Below are 18,759 nucleotides of genomic sequence, written 5' to 3'. Positions count from 1 at the left end.
GATGTGCTTTCGCGAGCGGCAGCGCGGGGCGCGCCGCTTATTTCAGTGCGACCTTGGTAGCGGCCTGCGCCTTGGCCAATGCGGCGTCCATCGGCACGACCTGCGGTGCCACCAGTGCGCCGGGGCGCACGTGCTGCAGGCCATTGACGATCACGCGTTCGCCGGGCTTGAGCCCGCTGGCGACCACGCGCAGTCCGTTGGCCGGCGCACCGAGCGCGACCTCGCGGTACTCGGCCTTGTTGTCGGCGTTGACGACGAAGACGAACTTCTTGCTCTGGTCGGTGCCGACCGCACGTTCGCTCACCAGCACGACCTTGCTCGTGTGCGCCTGGCCCATGCGGATGCGGGCGAACTGGCCGGGGATCAGCGAGCCGTCCTGGTTGTCGAATGCGGCGCGCACACGCACCGTGCCGCTGCGGGCATCGACCTGGTTGTCGATCAGCTGCAGCCGGCCTTCGAACGGCGTGCCGTCGACGGCGGCCGTGCCCATCTGGACCGGAATGCGATCGATCGCGCCGCGCGCGCCGCTGGTGCCCGACAGGTCCTTGAGCGCCTTGCCGACGATCTGCTCGTCCGCGTCGAAGCTCGCGTAGATCGGGCTGACCGACACCAGTGTCGTCAGTACCGGTGCGCCGGGGCCGGCGGCCACCAGGTTGCCCACCGTCACCTCGAGCCGGCCGATGCGGCCCGCGACGGGTGCACGCACCTGCGTGTAGCCGAGGCTCAGGCGTGCGGTCTGCAGCGCGGCCTGGGCGGCGCGCAGGTTGGCTTCGGCCTCGCGGCCGGCATTGGTGCGCTCGTCGAATTCGCGCTGGGCGATCGCCTGCTCGTCCCACAGGCGACGGGCGCGCTCCTGTTCGCTGCGGCTGAACGCGGTGCGGGCCTGGGCCGATGCGACCTGCGCCTCGGCGCGCTCGACCTCGGCGGCATACGGTGCCGGGTCGATGGTGATCAGCAGGTCGCCCTTCTTCACCAGCGAGCCTTCCTTGAAATGCACCGCCTGCACGGCGCCGGCCACGCGGGAGCGCACGTCGACCCGCTCGACGGCTTCGAGCCGGCCCGAGAACTCGTCCCAGGCGGTGATGTCGCTCGCGGCGACCGTCGCGACCGACACCGGCGTGGCCGGCGGGGCAGCGGCCGGTGCCGGGGCTTCGGCGTTGCTCAGCTGCGTACCGAAGATGGCCGAGACGATCGCTGCGACGGCCGTCAAGGCGGTCACGGCAGGCCAGAAGCTGCGCCGGCCGGCGGCGGAAATTTGGGTGGCAAGTTGCTTGTTCATGATGGTCCGTCCTCGGAAGTGCTTATTTCGGATGCAGAAGGCCAGCCCGGAGCGGTAGCACCGGGCGACAGGAAGTCCGGCTGCCGGGATCGCCGGTAGCCAGGAAAAGGTTCAGAGTTGAAAAGGGAGCGCTGCCGTTGCCGGCAGGCTCGGGAGCCGCGTCGGATTGCAGTGGCCGGCGCCCCGCTGGCGCCGCCCGCGGCTAGTGCGGTGGCTGGGGCGCGTCGGCTGTCTTCACGTCCACCGCATCCTTCGACGTTGCAAAGAAGCTTCGGAGCTGCTCGGACACCGCGGCGGAACAGCTACATCGGCCATCGACCGTGGGGTCGGCCAGCGCGTCGGGCCAGTTCTGCGCGGCGGCGATCACGCTGCTGCGCACCGGGATGCCCGCCTCGCCGAGGCGCCGCGCATAGGTCAGCGCCTCGTCGCGCATCGGGTCGTCCTGGCCGGTCAGCACCAGCGTCGGCGCGAGATCGGCGAGCCGGCGCGCGGCGCCTGGCACGGCGTACGGATGCTCCGCGTCGCGCGGCGAGCGAAGGTACTTCTGCCAGCCTTCCGCGTATTTGCAACCGGTCATGTCGCCGGTCGCCTTGCGCAGCGACGCCGTGCCGGCACAGGGATCGAGCATCGGCGACAGCAGGATCTGGCCATCGAGCGGCGGATGCGCACGGTCACGGGCGATCAATGCCAGCGCTGCAGCCAGGTTGCCACCAGCCTCTTCGCCCGCCAGGAACACGCGGGCGCCACGGCCGGCCAGCTTGGTGCGCTGCTTGTAGAGCCATTCGAGCGCCTCGTAGCCGACCTCGATCGCATCGGGGAACGGATGCAGCGGCGCGAGCGGATAGGCCATCGACACCACGACCGCGCCGGCATCGGCCAGCATGCGGGCCACGCTGCGGCCGTTGTCGAGTCCGCCGCAGACGAAGTTGCCACCATGGAAGTGCAGCACCAGCGGCGTGTCGCCTGCGCCGGAGCGCCGAGCCTGCACGCCATAGGTGCGTGCGGCGACAGGGTCACGGCCCTTCAGTTCGATCGTGATGTCGGTCTCGCCCGTCCGCAATGCAGCGGCGGCCGTAGGCTCGGAAGCGCATGGCGACGAAGGGCTGAAGATGCTGGACATGGGGTGTACCTGCGGTCGGTGTGGGATGTAGGAAATATAAGGTGCGCAAGCGCACATGAAATCGCAGCTTTGCCATTGCACCGTTTCCTGAGACGTAACAATCGAGGCATGCTGCGTGTGAGAATTCGCGCCACGCAGCGCAACGCTGTACATGAACACAGTGAGGAGAGCAGATGGACCAGATCCAGTCGATGCGGGTGTTTGCACGGGTGGTGGAGACCGGCAGCTTCACGCGCGCGGCCGATTCGCTGGCCATACCGAAGGGCACCGTCACCAAGCAGATCCAGGCGCTCGAAGCGCGCTTGCGCGTCAAGCTGCTGAACCGCACCACGCGCCGCGTGACGGTCACGCCCGACGGTGCGGCGTACTACGAACGCGCATCGCGGCTGCTGAACGACCTCGACGATCTCGAGTCGAGCATGGTCAACGCGCAAGCCACGCCCCAGGGGCGGCTGCGCATCGACCTGGCGTCGTCGACCGCCAACCTGATCATCATTCCCGCGCTGCACGATTTCTTCTCGCGCTATCCGGACATCCAGCTCGACGTCGGCGTGAGCGACCGCAACGTGGACCTGATCGCCGACAACGTCGACTGCGTGATCCGTGGCGGCGAGATCGCCGACCAGTCGCTCGTCGCGCGCCGCATCGGCAACCTGGCGTTCATCACGGCAGCCTCGCCGGGCTACCTCAAGCGCTATGGCGTACCGCAGCATCCCAGCGAGCTCGAAAAGAAGCACCGCGTCGTAGGGTATTTCTCGGGCAGCACGCGCCGGCTCTTCGCCGACGAGTTCAACAAGGCGGGCGAGCGCATCGAGGTCAATGGCTACTACAGCGTTGCGGTGAACGAGAACAACGCGCACACGCATGCGGTGTTGTCCGGGCTCGGCATCTCCCAGGTCGCGCGATTCGTGGCGCAACCGTACCTGGACCGCGGAGAACTCGTGGAGGTGCTGCCCGACTGGACGCGCGACGCGCTGCCCGTGTACGTCGTGTACCCGCCGAACCGCCACCTGAGCGCGAAGGTCCGTGCGTTCGTCGACTGGGCTGCAGAGCTGTTCGCGAAGGAGCCGCTGCTGCAGCAGCGAAGCTGAATTCGGCACGACCAAGGCGGGCGATGCGGGCACCGCCGGCGCCTACTGCAACGGCTCCTCGGGCGGCGCCAGCATGCTGCCGCGGCAGTTGGGCGATCCGCAGTGGCATGGATAGTCCGACGGCGCGGAGCCGTCGTCCGCGGTCAGCGAGTAATCGATGAACAACTCGTCGCCCGCCTCCACCGCCTCCAGCGTCTGGAACCGCAGCAGCAGCCGTCCGGCATCGTCGTATTCCTCGACCGCTTCGCAGTTCGGATCGCAGCAATGATTCAGATGCCGCGTGGCATTGCCGCCCTTGCCGCCGTCGATGGTCATGCCGTCGGACAGCGTGAACAGATAGGTCAGCTGGTCATCCCACGTCTTGGCCGCGATCTGTTCGGCGTTGTAGCGCCGTCCGTCGTAGAAGCCGAGAAAGGTGCCGGCGGGCATGTCGCGGGTGGCGAAGGCGCCGAGCCCATGGATGGTGCTCGGGCCGACGCGGATGCCAGGCGTGGAAGAGACGGCTTTCTTGCTTGTTGTCATGGCGGTATCGATCGCGAGCTGTCGCATCAGGAAATCAGGAAAAGGCCCGAAGACTAACGCGCGACCGTGGCAGGCGTCGGTCAATGCGCATCGGGCGTCGGCGCAAGGCAGCCGCCAACGCATGCACATTGCATGCCGAGCGGCCCTGTCGCTGCCTGTATATTTGTCCAGCCCATGACCGCTCCCACCGACGCCATGACTTCACACGATTCCGATGCCGGCTTCGGTGAAGGCGTGACTTCGCAGGTGGCCGAGGTCGCGCTGCGGCGCGTCGCGGTGCGGACGCTCTGCGCCTTCACCGCGCGCAAGGGCGACATCGACCTCCGCTTCGTCCCCGCACCGACCGCGCAGCAAGGCAGCGCGGGCCATCTGCGTGTGCAGATGCGCCGTGGTGCGGGATACGAAAGCGAGATCGCACTCAAGGCGGTGCATGGCGGCCTGCAGGTGCGCGGCCGTGCCGACGGCTACGACCCGCAACGCCGTCGCGTCGAGGAGATCAAGACCTTCCGCGGACGTTTCGACGCCATTCGCGACAACCATCGCGCGCTCCACTGGGCGCAGGCCAAGGTCTACGGATGGCTGCTGTGCCAGCGCGAGTCGCTCGCGCAGATCGACGTGGCCTTGGTCTACCTCGACCTGGCCACCGACGAAGAAACCGTGCTCGAGGAACGCTGCGACGCAGACGCCCTCCGCACCCATTTCGGGGCGCTCTGCGATGCCTACGAGAGCTGGTCGGTGCAGGAGGCACGGCATCACGATTCGCTGAGCACCAGCCTCGCTGCGCTGCCTTTTCCGCATGCGGCATTCCGTGCCGGGCAGCGCGATATCGCGCAATCGGTCTACCTCGGTGCGGCGGCCGGACGCCATCTGCTGATCGAGGCGCCGACCGGCATCGGGAAGACGCTGGCCACCCTCTTCCCCTTGCTGAAGGCGCGTGCACTGAACAAGATCGACAAGGTCTATTTCCTGACGGCCAAGACCTCCGGGCGGCCAGTGGCGCTCGAAGCGCTGCGCCATCTGTCGGCGGAAGGCGAGCCGCTGCGCGTGATCGAACTCACCGCCCGCGAAAAGGTCTGCGAGTACCCCGGGCGCGCCTGCAATGGCGAGGCGTGTCCGCTTGCGCGCGGCTTCTACGACCGCGTCGCGGCAGCGCGCTCCGAAGCCGTCTCGACGGCCTGGCTCGACAGGCCGACGCTGCGCCGCATCGCGCTGGCGCACGGCATCTGCCCGTACTTCCTGTCGCAGGAACTGGTGCGCTGGTGCGACGTGGTGGTCGGCGACTACAACCACTACTTCGACGTCAGTGCCTTCCTCTTCGCGATGATGAAGGAGGAGGAATGGCGGGTGTCGCTGCTGATCGACGAAGCGCACAACCTGCTCGACCGCGCGCGCGGCATGTACACGGCCGAACTGGCCGGCGAGACGCTGGACATGCTTCGCCCTGTGGCGCCGGCGGCCGTGAAGTCGGCGCTGAACCGCCTGGAGCGCGCCTGGCGATCGATCCAGGACAGCCAGGCGACGGACTACGAGGCAGCCGACGCGCTCGACGGTGAGTTCGTGCAGGCGCTGCAGAGCACGACGTCGGCCATCGCGGATCACTTCGCGGAGCGGCCCGAGGATGCACACGGCGCTCTCCAGCAGTTCTTCTTCGACACGATCCATTTCGGTCGGCTGGCGGACGCGTTCGACACGCATTCGGTGTTCGAGAGCACGCTCGGCGATCTGGGCACCCGTCATCTGGCGATCCGCAACCTGATTCCGGCGCCCTTTCTGGCCAGCCGTTTTGGCGCCTGCCGCTCAGCGACATGCTTCTCCGGCACGCTGGCGCCCTTCGACTTCTACCGGCAGACCCTGGGGCTGCCCGAAGACACGGCGACGCTTCAAGTGGCTTCGCCTTTCGACGGCAGCCAGCTGGCAGTGCGCGTTGCCACCGACCTGTCGACCCGTTTCCGCGACCGTGCAAAAACGCGCGATCAATTGGTGTCGCTGATCGCGCGCCAGTACGCCGACCGGCAAGGCAACTACCTCGCGTTCTTCAGCAGCTTCGATTACCTGGAGAGCGTGCGCGATGCCTTCGTCCTGCGCCATCCGGGCGTGCCGGTCTGGAGCCAGCGGCGCAACATGCCCGAGGCAGATCGCGACGATTTCATCGCGCGCTTCCGCCCTGACGGCCAAGGCATCGGCTTCGCCGTCCTCGGGGGTGCCTTTGGCGAAGGCATCGACCTCCCTGGAAGCCGACTCATCGGCGCCTTCATCGCCAGCCTCGGCCTGCCGCAGCAGAACGCAGCCAACGAGGTCATGCGCACGCGCATGGAATCCCACTTCGGAGACGGCTGGGCCTACACCTACCTCTATCCGGGCCTTCAAAAGGTCGTTCAGGCGGCGGGCCGGGTCATACGGACCGAGCAGGACTGCGGTGTCCTCTATCTGATGGATGAGCGCTTTTCGGAGGCGCGCATCCGGCGGCTCCTGCCTGCGTGGTGGACGATTGAAATGCAGCCGATGCGCGGTATGCCAGTCAGTCGAAATAGACCTTGACCAGTTTGGCCAGATGGCGGTGCAGGAACGATTCGTCGACCTTGGACAGCTCAACCGATTCACCGTCGGCTTCAAGATCCAGAGGCTGGGCGGTCGGCCTCACGTGCGTCACCACCACATAGCGCGTGGCGGTGTCCGCGAGAACCTTCACATAGTTGCCTCGCGCCCCGGTTCCGGGACGCAAGGACGTCGCGCGCTCGCCGATGCCGAACGTGACGAATGCGCTCACGCGGCGCGTCGGCGCATACACGCCCTTCTGCGCATCCACATAGCAGATCAGCCCCTTGGACGTGACCGTGCTCTGAAACGCTCTGAATACAGGCTCGATGAGCGCTTCCGAACGTGCATTGAACGCTGCGACAAAACCGTCGCGTTCCTTCTCATGTTGGGCGTAGAGCCTGGCGGCCAACGCTTCCTTGCTTTCGCGTGAGTCGAAGAGCGCAGCCATCTCCGCTCTGATTCTTTCGACCATATTCATTTCCTTCCGATGGGCGTGCATGCACGGTCTCCACACAGCGCGACGCGTCATCTGCGCAGCGCTTGACCACGATCAGGCCAAGCCGCTTTCACGGCCCCGGTACATGGACGCATCCTCGATGCGCCCTGGCAACCGGCCTGATCACTTTCACTCTTCTCCCACCTCTTCATTCGCCTGTTCTGCAGGTCCCCTGCGGCTGCAGGAATTGCCCGGGAGCCTGCTGGCTCCGCGCTATCCGACATCGATGCCATCTCGCCTCGGCGTTACCGCCTGAAACCAGAGCCGTGCCAACTCGTGACAGATTGCAACCGGATTCTTGAGGGATGTGAAACAGATGTCAACAATCTGTGTGAATTTGCACAATAAGAGGACCAACAAAGGGTAGTGCCGGTTGCTTTTCTGAAATATTTCTGGCAGCCGTCCAAGTGCGAAAATGAGTGCTCGATAGCCGCTACTGACACGTCATGCGCCAAGGCCGATCGGATGGCCTGACGTCTTTTCCCCAGGCCCCTCGAGCGGCGCATGTTTGCGAATTCCTCCAGCCCGCATCCAGCAGCCGACGCAGTGCGTACACAGAGGTACGTACTTTCATCGTCGTCAGCGCGTTGCCGGCCAACCTCAGCGAGGTAGATCCATGAAAGATATTGAATTGCGACTCACGCCGTCCGAACGGGCCGCAGTGCTGCACAGCCTGACCGACTGGGAGCCAACGCGGCCGGGCCGGAGAACCGGACGCAGCCTGGAGCACTTTTTGTTCGCCGCAACGGGCCGGGTGCGGCAGATGCAGGCCGCCCTGGAAGCGAACCGCCGCGCCCCTTTGCACCTGACCGACAGCGACCTCGATCGCGAGGTGCTGCAGCACGTTGTGGAAAGCACGACGTGGATCAGCCTCCACCAGGGAATGAGCCACCAGAAGCAGAGCTCCGCCTTCGGCGCGATGCAGTCGGTCGCACAGAAGCTCGAGCAGGCCTTCGGGCTGAAGCGGCATTTGAAAGTCCCGCTGGATTGAGCATGCAGCAACGTGTCGCGGGTACTGGGGGCTCCACAAAATCTCCGACATCCAAGCCAAGAATGTGGTCTTCCCCTCAGAACCGCTTTTGGTTCTTTCGGCCCGCCACCGTGCGGGCCTTTTTTCTTGGGGTCTTGAGCGCCTGTTGAGGGCGATGACGACATCGGCGGAAACCCGTCAGACGCTTCAGGGTCTTGGCACGAGACTGAATCCAGCTGTTCTCAGGTGTGATGCCCGACAGCGATAGGTCCACCGGAAATTCTGCGGATAAATGCCTGCATATGAAGCGGCCACATCTGCTGTACGTTGCCAACTGACGGCCGCTCGGTGCCTTGTCTTCAGCCGGCACGTCTCAAGTGAGCTAGAGGGCCTTACCTGACATTGATCACCTCGCTCAGTCAGCCCCCAGAGGCCTCGACCCTCCAGTTCACCAGCTCTCGTGCGGCACAGGCGAATTGATCGATGGCTCCGCCCATCCTCCATAGCGGACCCGCAAGCCTCTTGAAACCCTTTCAGTCGCCACAGTTCGGCCCTGGCGCCAAACCGCGGCTGCGATTCCAGCCAGATCCCCTACCCGGGTGCGCAATTTTTCACAAAATCTTGCGATTGTCACCAAACATGTGCACCGTCTGCCCGCCTCGACGTTCAGTTGGAGTTCGCTACCAAAAAGGGGAACGTGTGAGCTGGAAAATCAATTCGTATCTTGGAGCAACGCTCGTCGCGCTATTCGTGCTGCTCAATTTCATTCCCACTGAACAGGATCTGGCCCTTCTCCTGGGTCTGCTTTTCCTGGTGCTGCTTCTGATAACCGTGCTGAGTTTTGGCGCCTCAGCGCTGCGTGCGTTCCGAAATAAATTCGGAGCACGCCGCAAGCGCTGAATATCCGCCGCCCTCGCAGCATGTCTCTGCGTGAGGGAACGATCATGAGCAAGCTGGAACTGCTGCGCTTCGCACTCGCGACCGGGCTTCATGCCATGGCGGTGCTCGCGCTCGCCGTCGCCGCATACCTCGAGGCATCTCGTCGACCCAAAGTAGCCATCCTTTGGTATGTAGTTTGCGGATGTGCCCTGGCGGCCACCCTCGCCTATACCTACGCGCACATCGACAGCGGCGTCTCCAATGCTCCGTTTGTCTTCGGGCGAGTCGATGTACGGACGACCCTGGCTGCCGGCATATGGCCGGTGGCACTTTGGGCCGTTGCCGATGCGCTCGACATATACCGTCAGCCGGCGAGGTATGCAGGCTATTGGGTCGCCCTGATCATCGCCGTCATCGAGCGACAGATGGGTCGAGCCGACTTGTTCCAGGTGCTGGCTGGGTACGCGCTAGGCGCACTCGTGAGCTGGCTCATCATCCGGATGGCGACCAACACCGACGAAGGGTGGCGAGATCCGCCTCAGGACGAGCGGTAGTGCCGCGCATCGTCGACAGTAGCAGACCGCGCAGAAGATCGATGGCGATGAGAAAACGAGGGCCGCCTGAGTCGATACAGGACCACAGTAGGTTTAGCGCCCCCCAGAAACCAAAAAACCCGTTGCATAACAACGGGTTAATTGGCGGAACCGGAGGGATTCGAACCCTCGATGAGGCTCTACACCCCATACTCCCTTAGCAGGGGAGCACCTTCGGCCACTCGGTCACAGTTCCTGAAAGAAGTCAGCATTATGCCAGCTTTAGGCGCCGGCTTGATCCAGATCGAAAGCTTTATGCAGTGCCCGAACGGCCAGCTCCATATATTTTTCGTCGATCACGACAGAGGTCTTGATTTCGCTCGTGGAAATCATCTGAATGTTGATGCCTTCTTCGCTCAGCACGCGGAACATCTTGCTCGCCACACCCACATGGCTCCGCATGCCGATACCGACGATGCTGACCTTGCAGATCTTCGTATCGCCGACGATGTCGGCAGCGCCGAGCGACGGCAGCACGCGCGCCTTGAGCAGGTCCATCGCCTTCGCATACTCGTTGCGATTGACGGTGAAGCTGAAGTCGGTCTTTCCATCCTTGCTCAGGTTCTGGATGATCACATCGACCTCGATGTTCGCATCGGCGATGGCGCCGAGGATGTGATACGCGATGCCTGGCTTGTCAGGCACGCCCAGGACCGAGATCTTGGCCTCGTCGCGGTTGAACGCAATGCCGGATACGACGGCTTGTTCCATGTTTTCGTCTTCCTCGAAAGTGATCAGCGTGCCGGACTTGGCTTCTTCATTGATGTCGATGTCCCAGGGCGTGAAGCTCGACAGCACGCGCAATGGCACCTTGTATTTGCCTGCAAACTCCACCGAGCGAATTTGCAGAACCTTGGAGCCGAGACTCGCCATCTCGAGCATTTCCTCGAAGCTCACGGTGGCCAGACGACGCGCATCGGGCTCGACACGTGGATCGGTCGTGTACACGCCATCCACGTCGGTGTAGATCAGGCATTCGCTGGCCTTCATGGCAGCGGCAATCGCCACGGCGGAGGTGTCGCTTCCGCCACGGCCCAGCGTCGTGATGTTGCCTGCGTCGTCCACGCCCTGGAAGCCCGTGATGACCACGACCTTGCCTGCCGCGAGATCGGCGCGCACGCGTGCGTCATCGATGCTCTCGATGCGGGCTTTGGTGAAGGCGCTGTCGGTACGCACCGAAACTTGCCAGCCTGCATAGCTCACCGAAGGAATGCCTTCGGCTTGCAGTGCAATCGCCAGCAGCGCCGACGAGGCTTGCTCGCCGGTCGAAGCGAGCATGTCGAGTTCGCGGTCGTGACTGCTGCCGCCCGACTGGCCGGATGCGAGTTCCTTGGCCAAGCCGAGCAGCCGGTTCGTCTCGCCGCTCATGGCACTGGGAACGACCACCATCTGGTGGCCGGCACGCGACCACTTGGCGACGCGCTTGGCGACGTTCTTGATGCGCTCGGTCGAGCCCATCGACGTGCCGCCGTATTTATGAACGATCAATGCCATGGGTGAAGTGAAGGAGAAAGATTCTTGGGCTTGTCATGGCGATTGCCGGATTACCGCCTGAGCTCTGTAACCTGCATGGCATTCGCCGCCTGCCGTCGACCCATGGAGTGGCATACCGGAACATCGGACACCGCTTTCAGCGCAAAGACTGAAGGTCAAGGCAAAGGCGCGACATTGTACCAACGCAGCAAGTCGCCTTCGCGTTCGACCCGCCCCGCGGCGATCTTCAAACGGATGCGATGGCCGCGCGTACTGCACGCATCGAGCTGGTCCAGCAGTTGCTGCAGTTGTGCCTCGCTGGGCACGGCTTCGTGGTCGCGTCGGAGCCAGTGGCGCAGCGCGTTGGCTCGACGCTCCCGTGGCAATGCACGAAGCGCAGCGATCGACGGCGGAGCGCCGGTTGCCGCAACGTCGATCGCGGCCGCTTCTGTCAACAAACCCGCTGCACGCGCCGCATTGCGCGCCGACCGCGCGAAGGTCTCGCGAAACTGCGGAAGCGCACTCTCGAGCGCGGGCAGAACCAGGCGGCGGATCCGGTTGCGTGTGTAGCGCAGATCGGCATTGGTCGGATCCTCGACGCAGGGCGTCCCGCTGGCCGATATCCATGTGCGGACAGCTGCGGCATGCAAGGCCAGCATCGGTCGGTGGAATCGAATGCCATGGCGCGTCATCTCCGCCGGCATGCCGGCGAGCCCGTCGAGTCCGGCGCCTCGGCTGAGTGCGATCAGCAAGGTCTCGACCTGGTCGTCGGCATGCTGGGCGAGCGCCACATGCATCAGTCCAGCGGATGCCGCAAGGCTTGCCAGGGTGGCGTAGCGCGCGCGCCGCGCGGCGTCCTCGGGGCTATCGCCGGCCGCATGGCGCGCGTCGACACGCCCGACATGCAAAGGCACGCCCAAACGCGCGCAAGTGGTCCTGCAATGAAGCTCGAAATCATCCGCGGCCTCCTGCAAGCCATGGTGGACATGCAACGCGTGAACCTGACCCGGCCAGCGCGCAGCTGCTGCATGGAGCAAGGCGGTGGAATCCGCGCCGCCGCTGTAGGCAACGCCCAGGGGCAACGGCGCAGGCCAGCCGGCCAGCGCCGCGTCGACGGGATTCAATGAGTTCGCAGGGTTCTGCATGGGTAAAGAGCAGAACGCCAACCGCCCGACACGTCGCGAGGACGCTACTTGCTGCTGTCGGCTTTGGTGTCCGAGAAGCGCCCGTAGCTCTGGAGCCGCTCGTAGCGGCGCTCGAGCAACTGCTTGACGCTCAGGTCGCTGACCTGACGGAACGCGTCGTTGAGCGCACGCTTCAGGAACGCGGCCATCTGGCGATGATCACGGTGCGCGCCGCCGACCGGTTCGTTCACGATCTTGTCGACCAGGCCCAGCGCCTTCAGCCGATGTGCGGTGATGCCGAGCGCGTCGGCCGCGTCCTTGGCCTTCTCGCTGGTTTTCCAGAGAATCGACGCGCAACCCTCCGGGCTGATCACCGAATAGATCGAATACTGCAGCATGACCAACTGGTCACCGACCGAGATCGCGAGCGCGCCACCCGAGCCGCCCTCCCCGATGATCGTCACGATGATGGGCACCTCGAGCTGCGCCATCTCGAAGATGTTGCGGCCGATCGCCTCGGACTGCCCGCGCTCCTCGGCATCGATGCCTGGGTACGCGCCGGGCGTATCCACGAAGGTAAAGACCGGTAGCTTGAACTTTTCGGCCGTCTTCATGAGCCGCAGTGCCTTGCGATAGCCCTCCGGCTTGCTCATGCCGAAGTTGCGCGCTGTCCGCTCCTTGGTATCGCGGCCCTTCTGGTGGCCGAGCACCATGCAGGGCGTGCCGTTGAAGCGCGCCAGGCCGCCGACGATCGACAGGTCGTCCGAGAAATGCCGGTCACCATGGAGCTCGACGAAGTCCGTGAAGATCTCGTTGACGTAATCGAGCGTGTAGGGGCGTTCCGGATGCCTGGCGATCTTGGTGATCTTCCAGGGCGTCAGATCGCTGTAGATGTCCTTGGTGAGCTGCTGGCTCTTCTTGCTGAGCTGGTCGATCTCTTCCGAGATGTCGACCGCTGATTCCGTCTGCACGTAGCGCAGCTCTTCGATCTTGCTTTCGAGCTCGGAAATCGGCTGCTCGAAATCGAGGAAGGTTCGTTTCGCCAACGTCTTTCTCCTGTGTTCAATAAGCGACCGGTACGGGGTCGAGCGACCGCCAAATATACCAAGTCGCCACGCTGCAATACGGTGCCCAGCCGACGCCGACCTCGCGCAGGTCGCTGCGGCTCACCGGCTCGCCCGAAAAGTAGTTGTGGCTCACGCCGCTGATCAGGCCCGCGTCGTCCAGCGGCAGCACGTTCGGGCGCATCAGGTGGAAGATCAGGAACATCTCGGCCGTCCATCGGCCGATGCCACGGATCGCCACCAGCTCGCTGATGATCATCTCGTCGGTCATGTCCTTCCAGGCATCGATGTGAACGGCGCCGGAATCGAAATGAATGGCCAGATCGACCAGGTACTCCACCTTCCGCGCCGACAGCCCCGCGGCGCGCATGTCGGCCACCTTGAGCTTGAGCACGTTGGCCGGCGTCATCTTGCGCGGCAGCAGTTCGAAACGGTCCCAGACCGACTGCGCGGCCTTCACCGAAATCTGCTGACCGACGATGCTGCGCGCCAAGGTGACGAACGCGTCGCCGCGCGACTCGAGACTGGCGCCGCCGAATTGCGGGATCAGGCGCTTCATGACGCGGTCCTTCTTCGCCAGGTGGCGACAGGCCTCGTCCCAGTAGTCGGGCGTGATGATCTTGACGGCCGGTTTCGCTGCGGTAGCCATGCGTATCTCCCCGCTCACTGGGCCGCGGCCCAGGTCGTGCCGGTCGGCGAATCCTTGAGCACGATGCCCTGCGCGAGAAGGTCGTTGCGGATGCGGTCGGCTTCGGCGAAGTTCTTCGCTGCCTTGGCCGCAGCCCGCTGGCCGATCAGCGCCTGGATCGTTGCATCGTCGAGCGACGTGCCGGCCTGCAGAAAACCTTGCGGATCCGACTGCAGGATGCCCAGGCAGGCACCGAGCGCACGCAACAGCCCGGCCAGTTCGGCCGATTGGGTGCGGTTGATTTCTCCCGCCAGGTCGAACAACACCGCAACCGCCTCGGGCGTGCTGAAGTCCTCGTCCATCGCTGCCTTGAAGCGCGCGGCATGGCCGCTGCGCCAATCGATCTCGACCGACGCCGGCCGCACCAGATGCAACGCGGTGTACAGCCGCTTGAGAGAGGCACGGGCATCATTCAGATGCGCGTCGCTGTAGTTCAGCGGGCTGCGATAGTGCGCGCGGACGACGAAGAAACGGATCGTTTCCGCATCGAAGTTCTTGAGCACGTCGCGAATGAGGAAGAAGTTGCCGAGGCTCTTCGACATCTTCTCGTCGTCGATGTTGATGAAGCCGTTGTGCATCCAATAGCTGGCGAGCGGCTTGCCGCTTGCGCCTTCGCTCTGCGCAATTTCGTTCTCGTGGTGCGGGAACTGAAGGTCGGCGCCGCCGCCATGGATGTCGATCGTCTCGCCGAGCATCTCGCAGGCCATGGCGGAGCACTCGATGTGCCAGCCGGGGCGGCCCGCACCGAACTCGCTCGCCCACTTCACTTCGTCGGGCTCGGTCGGCTTGGCGCTCTTCCAGAGCACGAAATCGAGCGGGTCGTCCTTGCCGTCGAGCACCGCGACCCGCTCGCCCGCATGCAATTCGTCGAGCGACTTGCCGCTGAGCTTGCCGTAGCCTGCGAACTTGCGGACCGCATAGTTCACGTCGCCACCCGGCGTGCGGTAGGCAAGGCCCTTGTGCTCGAGCGCGCCGATCATCGACAGCATTTGCGGCACGTAGGCCGTCGCGCGTGGTTCGTGCGTCGGCCGTTCGACGCCGAGCGCGTCGGCATCTTCGTGCAGCGCATCGATCATCCGTGCCGTGAGCGCATGGATGCTCTCGCCGTTCTCGACGGCACGCCGAATGATCTTGTCGTCGATGTCGGTGATGTTGCGGATGTAAGTCACCGCCAGGCCGCCCTGCCGCAGCCAGCGCTGCACCACGTCGAAGGCGATCATCGAGCGGGCATGCCCGATGTGACAGAAGTCGTACACCGTCATGCCGCAGACGTACATGCGCACGTGACCGGGTTGCAGCGGGGAAAAGTTCTCCAGTTCACGCGTAAGCGTGTTGTAGATGCGCAGACTCATAGATTCGGGAAGCCTCGTCAGGCGCTCGCACCAGGCGGGCCGACGACGGAGTTTTCAGAGGGAAAGGGGATGTTCGCACGAGGGGTTGGGCGCGGCCCCTCGGCTACAATCGTTCGAAGTATAAACGGCCCCTGCCGGGTATTTTCGGGTGTTTTTCGAAGCCCGCATCCACCGCTCTCCCGAGGCTTCCATGAACGCCGTCTTCTTCCCCCCTGTCCTTCGCCACCTGCTCAGCCTGCCACGCACGTCGTCCGCAATCGCCGCGATCCTGCTGGCCATCGGGTTGTCTGGCGTCGCCCATGCAGACGACTACGCCGACGTCAATCAGTTGCTGCGCACCGGCAAGCCGACCGAAGCGCTGAGCAAGGCGGACGCGTACATCGCCGGCAAGCCCCGGGACCCGCAGATGCGCTTCCTTCGCGGCGTCATCCTCACCGAACAAGGCAAGCAGGCCGATGCCATTGCCGCCTTCACGCAGCTCACGCAGGACTTCCCCGAACTGCCTGAGCCCTACAACAATCTGGCGGCGCTGTATGCGCAGCAAAGCGAGTTCGACAAGGCCCGTGCGGCGCTCGAAACATCGCTCAAGCTCAACCCGAAATACACGACCGCCCAGGAAAACCTGGGCGACGTGTATGCGCGGCTTGCGGCGCAAGCCTATGGCAAGGTCCAGCAACTCGACCCGGCCAGCGCAAGCGTGCCGCCGAAGCTCGCGCTGATCCGTCAGATCTTCAATGCGCCATCGGCCGGCACGCTTCCGCCGCCGCCGCCCGAAGCGCGCAAAGCGGTGCGGCGCTGATCCGCCACGCAGACCATTCCGCGTGCCAGCGCGGGTTTGCGCGTCGACGCGAATTCCATGAAAGAGAGTTTTTCTTGAACATGTCCTCCACCACACGCCGCGCGGCCTTGCTGCTCGTCACGGGCTTCGTGCTGGCGTCATCCGCCCTTGCGCAGCAGGCGCCACGCGTCAAGCTGGCCACCTCGGCAGGCGACATCGTCATCGAGCTGGCACCCGACAAGGCCCCCAAGACGGTGGCCAACTTCCTCGAATACGTGAAGGCCAGGCATTACGACGGCACGGTGTTCCATCGCGTCATCGACGGCTTCATGATCCAGGGCGGCGGCTACACGGCCGACCTCAAGGAAAAGCCGACGCGTCCGCCGGTACCGCTCGAGGCAAGCAACGGCCTCAAGAACGACCGCTACACCATTGCAATGGCACGCACGAGCAACCCGAATTCGGCGACCTCGCAGTTCTTCATCAACGTGAAGGACAACGCCATGCTCAACGCACCCAATCCGGATGGCTACGGCTACACCGTATTCGGCAAGGTCGTGGCGGGCACCGACGTGGTCGACAAAATCCGCGCAGTGCGTACGGGCAACAACGGCCGGATGCAGGACGTGCCGGTCGAACCCATCACCATCCAATCCGCCACCGTCGTGGCGAAGTAACCAAGGAGCATTCCATGAGCAATCCCCAAGTCGAACTCAGCATCAAGGGCCAAGGCACGATCACCCTGGAACTGAATCGCGACAAGGCGCCGAAGTCGGTCGACAACTTCATCGCCTACGTGAAGAAGGGCCACTACGACAACACCGTGTTCCACCGCGTGATTCCCGGCTTCATGGTCCAGGGCGGCGGCTTCGAACCCGGCATGACCCAGAAGCCGACGGCCGCCGAGATCGAGAACGAGGCCAACAACGGCCTGAAGAACGACAAGTACACGGTCGCCATGGCTCGCACCAGCGCGCCGCACTCCGCGACCGCGCAGTTCTTCATCAACATCGCCGACAACGGCTTCCTGAACCACACGGCACCGTCCGCGCAAGGCTGGGGCTACGCCGTGTTCGGCAAGGTCATCGCCGGCACCGAAGTGGTCGACAAGATCAAGGCCGTGAAGACCGGCCGCAAGGGTTTCCATGACGACGTGCCCGTCGAAGACGTGGTGATCGAAAAGGCGACCGTCACGGTCGAATAAGCCGCTTCACCGAGCTGCAGCATGACCGACCGGGCATTCGCCGAGATCGTCGCGCCGGCAGCCTGGCGCACGGTCGACCTGATCTCCGACCTCCATCTGCAGGAAAGCGACCCGGCTACTTTCGATGTCTGGCGCGGTTACCTGCAGACCACGCCGGCAGATGCGATCTTCATCCTCGGCGACCTGTTCGAGGTGTGGATCGGCGACGACGCGTGCACCCTGCCCGGCTTCGAGGCGCGATGCGCCGCGTTGCTGCACGAGACGGCGATGCGCAAGCCGGTGTTCTTCATGCACGGCAATCGCGACTTCCTGGTTGGTGTTTCCGCAGCCGAGGCATGCGGATTCACGCTGCTCGACGAGCCGACCGTGCTGGTGTTGCATGGCGCGCGCTGGCTGCTGAGCCATGGCGATGCGCTGTGCCTCGATGACACCGACTACCTGCGGTTCCGCGCACAGGTGCGCACGCCCGAGTGGCAACGCGCCTTTCTCGCGCGCCCGCTCGAAGAACGCCGCGCCCTCGCACGCACGATGCGCACCCAGAGCGAGGACCGAAAGCGCAGCCCCGACATGGTCTGGGCCGACGTCGACAGTGGCGCTGCGCGCGACTGGCTGAAACGCGCCGATGCACCGGTGCTCATCCATGGCCACACGCACCGGCCAGGTCGCCACGAACTCGGCGATGACCTGCAGCGCATCGTGCTGAGCGACTGGGACGCAACCGCGCACCCACCGCGCGCGCAGGTGCTCTGCCTCACGCCGGCCGGCGCACAGCGCGTCGACCTCCGCTGATGTTCAAGTGGTTGCGCAGCCTGCGTGCCGCCCCGGACATTTCCGATACGGCATGGTCGGACGTACTCGCCCGCTACCCTTTCCTGGTCGAGCGGGCAGCCGCCGATCTGCCACGCCTGCGCGCACTCACCGCCGAGTTCCTGCGCGACAAGCAGTTCCATGGCGCGCATGGCTTCGTCATCACCGACGAGGTCGCGCTGTCGATCGCCGCGCAAGCCGTGCTGCCGGTGCTGCACCTGCATGGCGGGCTCGACTGGTACGACGATTTCGTTGGCATCGTGGTCCACCCCTCGGAAGTGGTCGCGCGGCGCACGACGATGGACGAGGCCGGCATCGTCCATGAGTACGACGAGGTCGTCGCCGGAGAGGCCATGGACCGCGGGCCGGTCATGCTGAGCTGGCAGGACGTGCTGGCCAGCAGCGTCACGGCAGGCGACGGCTACAACGTCGTCATCCACGAATTCGCCCACAAGATCGACATGCGTGGCGGCGAAGCCGATGGCTGCCCCAACCTGCCCAGTGGCTTTGGCGGCCAGCCTTCGGCACGTGCCGCCCGCGCCGCATGGATGTCCGTGCTGCAACCGACCTTCGAGGCATTCCGCGAAAAAACCATCATGGCCGAACGCTTCGGCGGCGAAGCGCCATGGCTGGATCCTTACGGTGCCGAATCGCCCAGCGAGTTCTTCGCGGTGGCCTGCGAGGCCTACTTCGTCAACCGCGCAGCATTAGGCGACGAATTTCCGACCCTGATCCAGTTGTTCGACACGTTCTTCTTGCCTGACCATCGAGTCGCCTGAAC

Annotated in this window: 19 protein-coding genes and 1 tRNA gene; 10 read left to right on the top strand and 10 right to left on the bottom strand. The window is 64.5% G+C overall.

Translation table 11 applies throughout. The features are described from left to right. Positions 1-37: 37 nt before the first annotated feature. Entirely contained in the window at positions 38-1,279 is a 1,242-nt protein-coding gene (locus AC07PZ_RS27290; RefSeq protein ID WP_495298299.1) for an efflux RND transporter periplasmic adaptor subunit, read from the bottom strand. Between the two features lie 202 nt (positions 1,280-1,481). Next, complete coding sequence (locus AC07PZ_RS27285) at positions 1,482-2,399, bottom strand: alpha/beta hydrolase (protein WP_495298298.1); 918 nt, start codon at positions 2,397-2,399, stop codon at positions 1,482-1,484. Between the two features lie 173 nt (positions 2,400-2,572). Between AC07PZ_RS27285 and AC07PZ_RS27280 the strand changes: the two genes are divergently transcribed. Further along, the gene (locus AC07PZ_RS27280; RefSeq protein ID WP_495298297.1) at positions 2,573-3,490 is read left to right on the top strand and encodes a LysR family transcriptional regulator; all 918 of its coding nucleotides are present in this window, start codon (positions 2,573-2,575) and stop codon (positions 3,488-3,490) included. A gap of 42 nt (positions 3,491-3,532) precedes the next feature. Here the strand turns inward: AC07PZ_RS27280 and AC07PZ_RS27275 are convergent, their stop codons facing one another. Continuing rightward, positions 3,533-4,012, bottom strand: coding sequence for an SET domain-containing protein (locus AC07PZ_RS27275; RefSeq protein WP_495298296.1), 480 nt, complete (start codon positions 4,010-4,012; stop codon positions 3,533-3,535). Positions 4,013-4,207: 195 nt separating this feature from the next. Here AC07PZ_RS27275 and AC07PZ_RS27270 point away from each other — a divergent pair, with 195 nt between their 5' ends. Then, positions 4,208-6,550, top strand: a complete 2,343-nt coding sequence (locus AC07PZ_RS27270; protein ID WP_495298295.1) for an ATP-dependent DNA helicase — start codon at positions 4,208-4,210, stop codon at positions 6,548-6,550. Here AC07PZ_RS27270 and AC07PZ_RS27265 read toward each other — a convergent pair. Further along, on the bottom strand, positions 6,531-7,022 hold the full coding sequence (locus AC07PZ_RS27265; protein ID WP_495298294.1) for a hypothetical protein: 492 nt from the start codon (positions 7,020-7,022) through the stop codon (positions 6,531-6,533). The genes AC07PZ_RS27270 and AC07PZ_RS27265 overlap by 20 nt on opposite strands. Before the next feature lie 640 nt (positions 7,023-7,662). Here AC07PZ_RS27265 and AC07PZ_RS27260 point away from each other — a divergent pair. The 3 genes from AC07PZ_RS27260 (at position 7,663) to AC07PZ_RS27250 (ending at position 9,449) form a co-directional block, all read left to right on the top strand. After that, a complete protein-coding gene (locus AC07PZ_RS27260; protein ID WP_495298293.1) occupies positions 7,663-8,037 on the top strand; it encodes a hypothetical protein in 375 nt (124 codons plus the stop codon). Positions 8,038-8,715: 678 nt separating this feature from the next. Then, positions 8,716-8,916 carry a hypothetical protein gene (locus tag AC07PZ_RS27255; protein ID WP_495298292.1) on the top strand — a complete coding sequence of 67 codons (201 nt, stop codon included), beginning with the start codon at positions 8,716-8,718 and terminating at the stop codon, positions 8,914-8,916. 44 nt (positions 8,917-8,960) lie between these two features. Continuing rightward, complete coding sequence (locus tag AC07PZ_RS27250; RefSeq protein ID WP_495298291.1) at positions 8,961-9,449, top strand: hypothetical protein; 489 nt, start codon at positions 8,961-8,963, stop codon at positions 9,447-9,449. Between the two features lie 142 nt (positions 9,450-9,591). Here the strand turns inward: AC07PZ_RS27250 and AC07PZ_RS27245 are convergent. From AC07PZ_RS27245 to cysS, 6 genes are all read right to left on the bottom strand, one after another. After that, a tRNA-Ser gene (locus AC07PZ_RS27245) sits at positions 9,592-9,684 on the bottom strand. A 26-nt stretch (positions 9,685-9,710) separates the two neighbouring features. Beyond that, positions 9,711-10,982 carry an aspartate kinase gene (locus AC07PZ_RS27240; RefSeq protein WP_495298290.1) on the bottom strand — a complete coding sequence of 424 codons (1,272 nt, stop codon included), beginning with the start codon at positions 10,980-10,982 and terminating at the stop codon, positions 9,711-9,713. A gap of 155 nt (positions 10,983-11,137) precedes the next feature. Continuing rightward, positions 11,138-12,106: a tRNA lysidine(34) synthetase TilS gene (gene tilS, locus AC07PZ_RS27235; RefSeq protein WP_495298289.1), complete on the bottom strand. Its 969-nt coding sequence runs from the start codon at positions 12,104-12,106 to the stop codon at positions 11,138-11,140. A 44-nt stretch (positions 12,107-12,150) separates the two neighbouring features. Beyond that, complete coding sequence (locus tag AC07PZ_RS27230) at positions 12,151-13,131, bottom strand: acetyl-CoA carboxylase carboxyltransferase subunit alpha (protein ID WP_495298288.1); 981 nt, start codon at positions 13,129-13,131, stop codon at positions 12,151-12,153. A gap of 16 nt (positions 13,132-13,147) precedes the next feature. Continuing rightward, positions 13,148-13,798 (bottom strand): DNA-3-methyladenine glycosylase family protein, encoded by a 651-nt coding sequence (locus AC07PZ_RS27225; protein ID WP_495298287.1) that lies wholly within the window; start codon positions 13,796-13,798, stop codon positions 13,148-13,150. 14 nt (positions 13,799-13,812) lie between these two features. After that, positions 13,813-15,189, bottom strand: coding sequence for a cysteine--tRNA ligase (gene cysS / locus AC07PZ_RS27220; RefSeq protein WP_495298286.1), 1,377 nt, complete (start codon positions 15,187-15,189; stop codon positions 13,813-13,815). Positions 15,190-15,379: 190 nt separating this feature from the next. Between cysS and AC07PZ_RS27215 the strand changes: the two genes are divergently transcribed. The 5 genes from AC07PZ_RS27215 to AC07PZ_RS27195 all read left to right on the top strand — a co-directional run bounded on the left by AC07PZ_RS27215 (position 15,380) and on the right by AC07PZ_RS27195 (position 18,757). Then, complete coding sequence (locus AC07PZ_RS27215) at positions 15,380-15,988, top strand: tetratricopeptide repeat protein (RefSeq protein ID WP_495298285.1); 609 nt, start codon at positions 15,380-15,382, stop codon at positions 15,986-15,988. An 80-nt stretch (positions 15,989-16,068) separates the two neighbouring features. Then, positions 16,069-16,644: a peptidylprolyl isomerase gene (locus AC07PZ_RS27210; RefSeq protein WP_495298351.1), complete on the top strand. Its 576-nt coding sequence runs from the start codon at positions 16,069-16,071 to the stop codon at positions 16,642-16,644. A gap of 14 nt (positions 16,645-16,658) precedes the next feature. Then, complete coding sequence (locus tag AC07PZ_RS27205) at positions 16,659-17,171, top strand: peptidylprolyl isomerase (RefSeq protein WP_495298284.1); 513 nt, start codon at positions 16,659-16,661, stop codon at positions 17,169-17,171. Positions 17,172-17,192: 21 nt separating this feature from the next. Beyond that, positions 17,193-17,960 carry a UDP-2,3-diacylglucosamine diphosphatase gene (locus AC07PZ_RS27200; RefSeq protein ID WP_495298283.1) on the top strand — a complete coding sequence of 256 codons (768 nt, stop codon included), beginning with the start codon at positions 17,193-17,195 and terminating at the stop codon, positions 17,958-17,960. Continuing rightward, positions 17,960-18,757, top strand: a complete 798-nt coding sequence (locus AC07PZ_RS27195) for a M90 family metallopeptidase (RefSeq protein ID WP_495298282.1) — start codon at positions 17,960-17,962, stop codon at positions 18,755-18,757. The genes AC07PZ_RS27200 and AC07PZ_RS27195 overlap by 1 nt, the downstream gene beginning before the upstream one ends. The last annotated feature ends 2 nt before the right edge of the window (positions 18,758-18,759 follow it).

The sequence above is a fragment of the Variovorax sp. GW821-FHT10B04 genome (genome assembly GCF_059415645.1).
The sequence above is the reverse complement of the archived record's forward strand: the minus strand, read 5'-3'. Positions and strand labels throughout refer to the sequence as shown.